Annotated in this window: 1 protein-coding gene; it reads right to left on the bottom strand. The window is 30.9% G+C overall.

Translation table 11 applies throughout. The features are described from left to right. Window positions 1-1,115, bottom strand: a 1,115-nt coding sequence (locus tag AB4517_RS22335; protein WP_372150038.1) for a histidine kinase dimerization/phospho-acceptor domain-containing protein, incomplete at both ends; no start/stop codon positions are given.

Raw genomic sequence — 1,115 nt, 5'->3', positions numbered from 1 at the left:
ATCTAAAATATCGTTGACTATCTTCAATAGAGATATAGAGGCGTTATTAACATTTTTTATATATTTATTTTTATCGATATCGATGTCAGTATTCGTTGCTAATTGACTCATACCAATTATTGCATTTAAAGGCGTTCGGATTTCATGGCTCATATTAGCAAGGAATTGAGACTTTATTTTTGTAGATGATATAGCCTCATCTCTAGTAATTGTTGCCTCGTGTGTAAGCCTTACTAAACTCTTTAATGAATGGTAAATCAAGTACGCTAACATAACCATACCAATGAAAAACAACAACATTAGTAGCGTAATGAGATAAGAGGTCAGCTTTAAATCACTCACACTATTAATTCTTTCGTCACGAATAGAAAGTATGATTGCTTCGGCTTCTAAAACGGATGGAATAGCTTCTTTAGAATTTTTAATCAATGCATAGTTATTCTTGTTTAATTTAGTGAATATATCAATGTAGAAATCAGTGTCTTCTGATAATTTTGATAGATAATATGATTTATCTTTGTTTTTTATAAGAGGTATTAGCTCTTCTAAATTGGATTTTATGTTTTTAAGAATACCAATAGCTTCATTTAATTGCTGAGTGTCTAGTCTTCTTCCAAGAGTAAGAGAGTTGACTATTTTTTTGTTTATAGCAGTTTTATCACTTATCAAACTGTTTATAAGTTCAATTGTGTGAGGGTTTCTATAAGTATAGTTGAATTTCAGAACCATCTTTATATTATTATTTACCAAATTAGAGCGTGCTGCGTACTCGGCTATTATTGCTTTTCTTTCTTTATCTATCGCAACATACTCTAAAAAGCCCTCTCTATATTTACTGATAAGAACGAGAATTCTTTCTTCATTGTGATCATTTAAATCTAATGTCAGATCCTTGGCCTTTTCAATATAGCTTAAGGCTTCATTTAAATATTTTTCACTATTATCTCTTACATAGCCTAACGTGTTAAGACGAGCCCTATCCAAAGAAAATATCAACTCTCCAGTAGTATGAATACGTTTAAGTACCTCAAAAACCTTATTTGTTCCTACCCAAGTACCAATTGCTGTGGTAACGAGGAGGGTAAAAACTAAAAGAAAGCTAATCATGATTAGCT

The organism is Vibrio sp. 10N.222.52.C3 (assembly GCF_041474195.1).
In the GTDB taxonomy this organism is placed as follows: domain Bacteria; phylum Pseudomonadota; class Gammaproteobacteria; order Enterobacterales; family Vibrionaceae; genus Vibrio; species Vibrio crassostreae_C.
This window is presented reverse-complemented; position numbering and strand designations above follow the sequence as displayed.